The following is an 8,698-nucleotide window of genomic DNA, read 5'->3' as shown; positions in this document are numbered from 1 at the left end:
AGCAGCTGCTGGTCGGTGATGAAGGGGTGCAGCTCGGCGTGAATTTCGCGGCGAATATGCTGCACGGACCGCAGCGGCACCACGTGGGCCTCGCCCATTTCCAGGCGCTGGGCCAGCGGCTCCAGCTGGGTCAGCAGCTGCTGGTAAACACACTGGTTTTCCAGGCCGTTCTTTTTATCGGCCAGCAGCGCTCCGGCGAGCGCTTCGTCCTGCGCCGTGTCACGCCCCCGCCGGGCCGTACCGGCCAGTGCCTCCGTCACCAGCTGCTGGCCCTGGCGGCGATAGAGCCGTTCGGGGGAGCAGCCAATCAGCGCCGTACCGGTCGCCCACTGCACCCCGAAATGAAAGCAGTGCCGCGCCTCGGCCTGCCAGCGCCCCAGCAAGGCCCAGGGGCTGGGCACGCGCTCGGCGGTCAGGCAGGTTTCTCGAGAAAGTACCACTTTGGGAAGTTGCTGCAGCCGTTCGGGCTGGGTCACCTGCGACACCCAGCGGGCCCACTCCCGCCGAGTGGGCGTATCACACCGCTGGTAGCTGCCATGGGCCACCGGGGGCAGCGGCTGTTCAGGGGCGATGGCCGCCAGGCACGCCTGGGCGGCGGCCAGCTCTTCGGCGGGAGGGTGGTCATCGAAGCGCAGGTTCACGGAAAGCGTACACCGCCCCTGCTGACGCTTGAGCAGCACCCGGGGCAGTATGAAGCGGCAGTCACCAAACCCGGGCCAACCCGCCGCCTGGGCATCGAAGGCTACCCCGCCGAAATAGTCGGGCGAGCCGCTGGCGGGCTGGGCCTGAGCTTGAGCCTGCATATCGACCTGCAGCGCCACCAGAGAGTCAAACGCTCGCGCTTCGCCCAGCACGGCATAGCCCGCCGCCGAGGCCTCACGCGGCTGCCAATAAAGGCGGGGCGTCACGCGCTGTGCGTTCAACCACCCCACCAAATCCTCCACCTCGCAGGGCACGCTCAGGCTCTGCGTACCCCGGCATGCCAAAAGGTCCAGCGCCGACAGCTGTGCTGCCAGCGCCTTTGCGGCCTGGATCACCTGCATAGCAAACTACTTCCCTGACAACCGATGCCTGATATAGGGTAGCACCCAGCGGTCGCCGCCATAGCGCCCGGCGTTGGCACCGGCCACCAGCAGGAAAAAGCTCAGGGCGATCATCCAGGGGTTGGTGGACACCGTGCCCGCCATCAAGAACGACATGTTCATGACGATGGCAAAAAAAGCGGCATAGCAGGTCAACACGCCCACGATCAGCCCCAGCCCCACCAGCACTTCCCCCAGCGGGATTATCACGTTGATCACATCCGCATACGGCAGCGCGACATGCTCCAGAAACGCCACGTAGTTGGGGTAGACCACGCTGCCTTCGCGCATGACCGGGTTGGCCACGGCATTGCTCAAAAACCCTTCGGCATTGAAGCCGCCGGTCATCTTGCCGATGCCCAGGGTCAGCCAGGTAATGCCCAGGTACAGCCTCAGCAGTAGCCAAACCAGGGCAGCATATTTGTTTTGTCTGAAAAACTCGCCGATCATCGCGTAGACTCCAGCCACGTTCACTTTCAGGGGGAAGCCCCAGTGTGCGTCAGGACAGATACCTCTTTTTTGACCCAGGTCGTGGTTTTTGCCATTAATGGTACAGAGTCGAATGTTCACTCTGCCCGATGGCTACACCGACCGGCCACGCTGACCAGTTCAGCGACTGCAACAGGAATGCTCACCATGGAACACACCGCCCCACACCGCCCACTCCATGCCTGGTTGCTCGCCGCACGGCTGCGCACCCTGCCGCTGGCCTGCGCCTCGATCCTGCTGGGTTCGGGCATGGCGGCGCAGGCGGGTGGCTTTCAGGGTGGGGTGCTGCTGCTGTCGCTGCTCACGGCCATTCTGCTGCAGGTGCTTTCCAACCTGGCCAACGATTATGGCGATGCCCAATCGGGGGTGGACGATGCTAGCCGCACCGGCCCCGTGCGGGCGGTGGCCAGTGGGCTATTGACCCCAGACGCCATGCGCCGGGGCATGCTGCTCACCGGGCTGGCGGCGACCATATCGGGGTTGTCGCTGCTGTTCGTCGCTTTTGGCAGCGACCTGCGCAGCTGGCTGGTATTCGTGCTGCTGGGGGCCGCGTCCTTGCTGGCGGCCATCACTTACACCGTGGGGCTGGGCGGCAAACCGTATGGCTATCGTGGGCTGGGGGACGTGGCGGTGTTCGTGTTTTTTGGGCTGCTGGGCGTGCTGGGAACCCTCTATTTGCATACCCAGAGCCTGAGCGGGCTGGCCACACTGCCCGCCGCCGTGTGCGGCTTGCTGGCCACCGCCGTGCTCAACGTCAATAACGTGCGCGACATCCACAGCGATGCCCGCCACGGCAAGATGACGCTGGCCGTTAGGCTGGGTAAACGGCGGGCCATTCTCTACCACTGGGCGCTTCTGGGCGCCGCCCTGCTGCTGACACTGGGATATCTGGTATGGCTGCCCGTGCCCTGGGTGGGCTGGAGCTGCCTGGTGGTGGCCAAGCCGCTCTACGACGCCGGGCGCACGCTCAGCCGCACCGTGGATGGCGAGCAGCTAACCGGCATGCTCAAGAAAACCGCGCTTTCCACGCTGGTTTACAGCCTGCTGCTCGCGGTGGGGCTAGCGCTTGCCTGACGGCGGCTTGGGGCTTGGGGCTTGGGGTCAAAGGCCTTACAGCACGACCTCATAGCCTTCGAATTTGGGCGGGCCAAGATAAATGCCTTCCGGCGATTTGGCATTGGCGTGGGCCTTGCGGAAAGCCTCTGACTTGGTCCAGGCGCGGAAGGCCTCTTCGGATTCCCACACGCTGTGGGAGATGAACACGGTGTGCTCTTCCTGGCTTTCGCCCTGCAGCATGTGAAACTCCTTGAAGCCCGGCACTTCCTCCAGGTGGGAATCGCGGTTGCGCCACACCTCCAGAAAATCCTCTTCGCGGCCTGGGGCAATCCGAAAACGGTTCATGGCTATGTACATCGAGACTCTCCTGTTGATCGGGAATAGAGTGATTACGCCAACGCTGGCTTGATGGTAACGTCTTCCGCTCATCACGAATAGATTGCGACGAACAGGCGTTACGGCTCATGGCTCAGCCCCCCCTTCAGGTCGTTTGGTTCAAACGTGATTTGCGCATTCACGATCACGCACCGCTGGCCAACGCCGCAGCGGCAGGCCCGGTGCTGCCGCTGTTTGCCATCGAGCCCGACCAGTGGCAAACGCCCGACAGCGCCCTGCGCCACTGGCAGTTTGCCGCCGATTCGCTAGTTGACTTGGCCCAGGCGCTCGACACGCTGGGCCTGCCGCTCTGCCTGTGGCAAGGCGATATGCTGGAGTGCCTGGCCGCCCTCAAAGCCCACTATGGAGAACTGGTGCTGCACTCCCACCAGGAGACCGGCAACGCCTGGAGCTTCGCGCGGGACCAGCGCGTTCAGGCCTGGTGCCACGCCCACCAGGTGCCCTGGCAGGAAGCCCGCCAGCAGGGCGTGATTCGCGGGCTGAGCAGCCGCACCGGGCACCAATCCCGCTGGGAAAACCACTGGGAAACGCTGATGGCCGCCCCCACCTGCCCCGCGCCACAAGCAGCGGTGGCCGCACCCGGCTGGGAAGCCTTTCATCACGTAGACGTAACGCAACTGCCCTCGCTGACCCTGGGGTTCGATGCCACGCCCTGTCCCCAACGCCAGCGCGGCGGGCGCAGTGAAGGCCGCGCGCTGTGGCTGAGCTTTATTACCCAGCGCGGGCGGCGCTATCGCGGCTCGCTTTCCAAGCCGTTACTGGCCTGGGAGTTTGGATCGCGGCTCTCCCCGCACCTGGCCTGGGGCACGCTCTCGATGCGCGAAGTGGTGCAGTCCCTGCGCCGCCAGCGGCAAAAGCACGCCGACGACACCGCCTGGGCCCGCTCGCTGCGCGCCTTTACCTCGCGGCTCTACTGGCACTGCCACTTCATTCAAAAACTGGAAAGCGAACCCAGCATCGAGCAGCAAACCCTGCACCCGGCGCTGCGCAGCCTACGAGAGCGCGACCCGGAACACCCGCACCTGATCGCCTGGAAGCGCGGCCAAACCGGCGTGCCGCTGGTGGACGCCTGCATGCGCAGCCTGACCGCCACCGGCTGGATCAACTTTCGCATGCGCGCCATGCTGATCTCCCACGCCACCTTCGGCCTGGGGCTGCACTGGGTTGAGCCAGCCTTACATTTGGCGCGGCTATTCACCGACTTCGAACCCGGCATTCACTACCCCCAGGTACAAATGCAGGCAGGCGCCACCGGCACCAACGCCCTGCGGGTCTACAACCCCATCAAGCAAGCAGAAGATAACGACCCCACCGGCGAGTTCATCGCCCGCTGGGTGCCCGAGCTTGCGCCCCTACCTATGGAATGGCGCGCCAAACCCTGGGCGCTACCGGAAAGCCTGCAAAAACGCTTCGGCTTTCAGCCGGGCGTCGACTACCCCATCCCCAACGATTTCGAAGCCGAAGCGCGCCACTGGAAGAAGATGTTGTACGAACTGCGCCGCACGCCGGAAGCGAGGGATGCCAGCCAAGCGATTGTGGATAAGCTGGCGAGCCAGCGGCGGCCAGCGGCTCGGCGTGGTAAAAAAGCGAAGGCTGATAATCGGCAGCAGCTTTTGTTGTTTGGTGATGGTGGGGAAGAGGGTTAAAGCGGTTATGATTAGCTACGACAGAAGGCGTGGTAGACCTCTCAAGTGCACCACCTGATAATGCGTCCGGCGGACGTAGGCAGCGAACTGCTGTGCCTTGTTAACAGCATTCCTCACCAACTTGGCTGCCATTCCTTGTGAACAGGGGCACTCTTACCCTTGAACTATTTAGAACCAATAACCATCAAAATTTAAATTTATACCCATCGTCGTAGATCTTCACAAAAATTTCCTGATGGCTAACTTTCATATTACTGCCTGGGCCTTCCCGCTCAGAGATGTATATCCGAAGCCGAGCAAAAACACCTCTATATTTGAGACCAACCTTAAAATCTCAAAAGCTTTTCCCTTCAGACACCGAGTATTTTCCTACTGGTAACTGATTGCAGACAATCTGTTTTACTTTATCTCATTGTTTCGTGACCGTAGCAATATGGCACCACGTTTATCTAACGTCGTTAAAAATAAAGATGTATCACTCGTCAAAGATTATACGAGCGCTCTGAGCTTTTTTAGTTGAGCTTCATCGATAGGGTATTTTCTTGGCTGGCATTCATTCAGAGTCCTGAGCGACTGCTCGATACCGGCCACGTCAATTGATGCCGCATTGAGTGCAGCTTTCACCTTTAAACTCGGAGCATTGAGCAAAAGGGATTGCAAAATGGCGCCCATCTCGATTACATCACCATTTGCTTCGATAAGAAATTCAGAGACTGTGGGGCTGTCGTCAGCTCTGAAAACCTGAAAACTCTTTGCTGCAATCTCGTCGCTAGAGGAGGGCTCCCAAATCATTCTTCTGACAGCTAAATGCTGGGAAATTACAAGCCATTTATCATGATTTAATGTGCTATCGATTTCCCGCATCTCGCTTTTAGCAGAATTGAGAGATTTAAATAGCCTGACAAGAGATCTAGTTTCAGGCGAATTATTGTCGGAACTACGAGATGAACTTTGGTCGAAGATTGCCAGACCGATTTTGAAGAGTAAGACCAACAGCCGCCCCGCCTCAGAACGTGAGCTATATTCGTCTTCAACTGAGTCTGAATCTCCGAATTCCACAATTTCACGTAATACGATAGCGTCATTCCACAATCGAACCCATGCCTCAGAAGGAGAGCAGGATTGCGCTATTGGGTAAGCCAGCAAGTTCGCCGCAACACCCGGAATTTCTTTATTTAGAGTGGTTAAAAGGCTGGCGTGCTCGCGTAAAGACCGCCCTTTAACTCCGGTCCAATCTTCAGGCGAAAGACACCATTCATTTGCAAAACCTTCCCAAGCAGGTACCTGGATATGCCCATCATAGGCAAAAGAGGCAAGTGCGCAACGGTAGCACCAAGCTTCCCATACAGGCGCATCACTAGGAACTGACTGAGGCAATAAGCGATTTCCTAGTCTTCTGCCAATTGCATCGACCAAGGCATTATCGGCAAACGCCGAAGACTCAACATTAGCGATTTCCTTTTCGGTCTGACTCAACATTTGCCGCATCAACCATGATGCCCAACGCGAGAATATAGCTACGGCATCCTGCCGTGTAGCAAGTGTGCCAGCGATGAGTTCAGCAGTGTTGGCTATTTCCTGCTTTATCTCATCAAAGTCACCAGTTGTGGCGTCCAAATTTCGAAGGGATGATCTTATGTTTAGCATTTGGTAGCGAGCATCAACCAGAAGCAACGGCATAAGGACAGAGCCATTCCAATTACCATCATGTTCAAAAGCAACTGGCGCTGCGGAAATCATTCGTTTCCATTCAGAGAATCGTGGAGAAAATGCGCCTATGCCTGCCACGAATAACAATGAGCTAACCAAATAAGGATTGGTAGATCTGGATATTGTGCGAATGAACTCGTCCGGCTCCAACTTGTAGAAAACTTGGAATAGCGGAAGCTCTTCTTGATAGTTCATGAAACCGTTCCAACTGCGCAAGTCCCACCATATTTCTTCGAGCTTGTCATGTCGTTTTCCCCAACTGTCCCAGGCACCTTCCCGCTCTTCGTTGGTGCGCTCCGACCTAGATTGCAGTGAGAAATCGTCAAGCCCAGCAAAAGCTTCCTTAGCGAGATTGGCATAAGCAGCACATGCTGAGGGATAAACTTCAGCATACGCTATCATGGCTTCACTCAACCAATTCTCAAGTTGCCATGAGTTGTATTTGAATGCGTTGACTTTACCCCAAGTTCGCAACGACGGCGTGTGCGCTAATGCTGCAGCGCAAGCGAGCGTCATCAGCAAAGTATGGTTATCCACAGTTGACGGCGCGAACTCGTCGGCAACAGGGGCCGAATGCTGTTCCAACTCAAAAATATCGCCATTTTTTTCTACTATCCAGCTTACGACGTCATCGAAAGCTTTGGGCTGGATGTTAGGAAATAAATTCAAGAGGTTGAGGAAATCTCGCGCAGTCTTGAACGGGGTGTCTGCAAAGGCTTCCTGTGTTTCGGCGTGACGTTCTTTTGGCCATTGCTCGGTCATTTTCGTTCTCCTGCGTTCCAGATTTCCTCAAAGAAACTGATAGCACCGTGATCAGCTGCCCGCCAGCCTCGACTGGCTGCGCTGACTCTAGAATGAAACCCGCCAACTGTTCCACCAAAATGCCAAAGTTCGTCATCAATGATGGCAAAGCGGTCGTGGACAAAATCGCAATCCCTTGTGAGATGCATTCTGAGCTCAATGCGGCACTCCTTCTCACGCCTTACCGCTTGGTTATTGATTGCCTGCGCACGTTGCTGAAATTTCTTCAGCTCATCTTCATCGACTTCTTGATGATGTTTCGTCAGTAGTCGAATATCGCTTGCAGCAAACCATAACGGCAACCAGGTTAGGATTTGTTCGATTCGCTTTGCGGGTTTTCCACTATCAGGCATCAACAAATATTCGTCGACAATCCAGACTCTCTCTTGAGCACCTGATACCGCGTTGCCAAATTTTTGTAAGGGAACAGGATCGGCGGAATACTTCCGCTCATAGGCAGCAGTGGATGTCGGGAAGCAGGTTTGTCCACCCCCCTGGCTGCCCCAGAGAATTTCTTTATTGGGAAATGGACGCTCTGCCTTGTGGGCAATCGGGATATTTGGAGCAAACCCTTTCATGGCCCGGCGTCCTGACTCTTAGCTTGGCGCTTCTTATAGTCAACAAAGGATATTGCTTGTTGCAGCATATCTTCAAGCTGGGCAATGATCTCATCTGGATTGGGAAGTTTGACAATCAGAGAGGCCTTGTCGCCTAGGGTGTTCAGCGAATTGCCAAGGAACCAAACGGTGTCATCTATTACCAAGAAGCGGTCGTGCAGGATGGATGAACGGAGCACGTATGCCTTGACAGTTAACTTGGTATCTTTTTCCAGTTGAGCGATCCGATGACTGAAGTCATCGACCTTCGAGAGCTCTTGATCCTTCGATTTAAATGCGAGACCTGAGCTCAGCAAGGTCACTGAGATGGTTTCTGGATTGACGGCATACAGGAATTGCCCTAATTGCAAACCGGCAAGATAAGGGTCAGCAATCACCACTCTATACTTGGCTCGTCTCAGCTCGCCCTGGATAAAGCGCATAGCCTCTTCGCGGGAGCCGTCTGGGAACCAGCGTTGGCCATATTGTTTCGCGTTTGCGAGTTTTTCGCGGCGTGCAGCCGCAATGGCAATGCGGGCGTTTAGACTGGGTATACGCGGCCCATCTCCTATGAGGTTCTGCGAGGCAAGTGTTGAACGTTGCGTTACTGGATATTCCATGCGTGGGGAATTGGCTGATTCGCCAGTAGGGACGCTGACCTTCTTTTTTTCCTGTGCGCCAACATGCATCGAGAAGTTCATTTGGCGTAAGAATGGATACGGTGGGCTATAGGCCAAAACGCCATGTTGCTGGTGAGTCACCACATAGCCATAGGTTCCTATGCAGTCACCTTTATCGATATCCAAAATGCCATCGGCGGGAATGCTCTGGGTGGTGAAGTCTGTAAGCAGGTGGGTTTGTTCGTCGAAGGTGGTGATCTTAAGGCTAGCCAGAGACTCCCCTGCACGAGGAACAAAACCCT

7 protein-coding genes and 1 pseudogene are annotated in these 8,698 nt (G+C 56.8%); 2 read left to right on the top strand and 6 right to left on the bottom strand.

Annotated features, from left to right (window positions below; translation table 11 throughout):
* A partial coding sequence (locus tag B7L72_RS11880; protein ID WP_081194823.1) for a chorismate-binding protein occupies positions 1-1,043 on the bottom strand: 1,043 nt, incomplete at its 3' end.
* Positions 1,044-1,049: 6 nt separating this feature from the next.
* Positions 1,050-1,532 carry a DoxX family membrane protein gene (locus B7L72_RS11875; RefSeq protein WP_054641826.1) on the bottom strand — a complete coding sequence of 161 codons (483 nt, stop codon included), beginning with the start codon at positions 1,530-1,532 and terminating at the stop codon, positions 1,050-1,052.
* Between the two features lie 186 nt (positions 1,533-1,718).
* On the opposite strand from B7L72_RS11875, the gene menA reads away from it, so the two are divergent.
* Positions 1,719-2,645: a 1,4-dihydroxy-2-naphthoate octaprenyltransferase gene (gene menA / locus B7L72_RS11870; RefSeq protein WP_081194561.1), complete on the top strand. Its 927-nt coding sequence runs from the start codon at positions 1,719-1,721 to the stop codon at positions 2,643-2,645.
* 36 nt (positions 2,646-2,681) lie between these two features.
* On the opposite strand, the gene B7L72_RS11865 is transcribed toward menA, so the two are convergent.
* Positions 2,682-2,984, bottom strand: coding sequence for an antibiotic biosynthesis monooxygenase family protein (locus B7L72_RS11865; RefSeq protein WP_016915196.1), 303 nt, complete (start codon positions 2,982-2,984; stop codon positions 2,682-2,684).
* Positions 2,985-3,091: 107 nt separating this feature from the next.
* Here B7L72_RS11865 and B7L72_RS11860 point away from each other — a divergent pair, with 107 nt between their 5' ends.
* Positions 3,092-4,669, top strand: a complete 1,578-nt coding sequence (locus B7L72_RS11860; RefSeq protein ID WP_081194560.1) for a cryptochrome/deoxyribodipyrimidine photo-lyase family protein — start codon at positions 3,092-3,094, stop codon at positions 4,667-4,669.
* A gap of 489 nt (positions 4,670-5,158) precedes the next feature.
* Here the strand turns inward: B7L72_RS11860 and B7L72_RS11855 are convergent, their stop codons facing one another.
* The 3 genes and pseudogenes from B7L72_RS11855 to B7L72_RS11845 all read right to left on the bottom strand — a co-directional run.
* Positions 5,159-7,141 carry a hypothetical protein gene (locus B7L72_RS11855; protein ID WP_081194558.1) on the bottom strand — a complete coding sequence of 661 codons (1,983 nt, stop codon included), beginning with the start codon at positions 7,139-7,141 and terminating at the stop codon, positions 5,159-5,161.
* Positions 7,138-7,758 carry a hypothetical protein gene (locus B7L72_RS11850; RefSeq protein ID WP_081194556.1) on the bottom strand — a complete coding sequence of 207 codons (621 nt, stop codon included), beginning with the start codon at positions 7,756-7,758 and terminating at the stop codon, positions 7,138-7,140. The genes B7L72_RS11855 and B7L72_RS11850 overlap by 4 nt, the downstream gene beginning before the upstream one ends.
* Positions 7,755-8,681 (bottom strand): annotated as a pseudogene (locus tag B7L72_RS11845) (VPA1262 family N-terminal domain-containing protein); the annotation flags it as partial. The pseudogene B7L72_RS11845 and the gene B7L72_RS11850, both read right to left, overlap by 4 nt.
* Positions 8,682-8,698 lie beyond the last annotated feature (17 nt).

Origin of the sequence: Halomonas sp. BC1 (assembly GCF_002078135.1) — a bacterium.
GTDB classification, from domain to species: Bacteria; Pseudomonadota; Gammaproteobacteria; order Pseudomonadales; family Halomonadaceae; genus Vreelandella; species Vreelandella stevensii.
This window is presented reverse-complemented; position numbering and strand designations above follow the sequence as displayed.

Excerpts from the sequence above, each read along its gene's own strand:
- B7L72_RS11875 (WP_054641826.1), bottom strand. The coding sequence starts at position 1,532 with ATGATCGGCGAGTTTTTCAGACAAAACAAATATGCTGCCCTGGTTTGG.
- menA (WP_081194561.1), top strand. The coding sequence starts at position 1,719 with ATGGAACACACCGCCCCACACCGCCCACTCCATGCCTGGTTGCTCGCC.
- B7L72_RS11865 (WP_016915196.1), bottom strand. The coding sequence starts at position 2,984 with ATGTACATAGCCATGAACCGTTTTCGGATTGCCCCAGGCCGCGAAGAG.
- B7L72_RS11860 (WP_081194560.1), top strand. The coding sequence starts at position 3,092 with ATGGCTCAGCCCCCCCTTCAGGTCGTTTGGTTCAAACGTGATTTGCGC.
- B7L72_RS11855 (WP_081194558.1), bottom strand. The coding sequence starts at position 7,141 with ATGACCGAGCAATGGCCAAAAGAACGTCACGCCGAAACACAGGAAGCC.
- B7L72_RS11850 (WP_081194556.1), bottom strand. The coding sequence starts at position 7,758 with ATGAAAGGGTTTGCTCCAAATATCCCGATTGCCCACAAGGCAGAGCGT.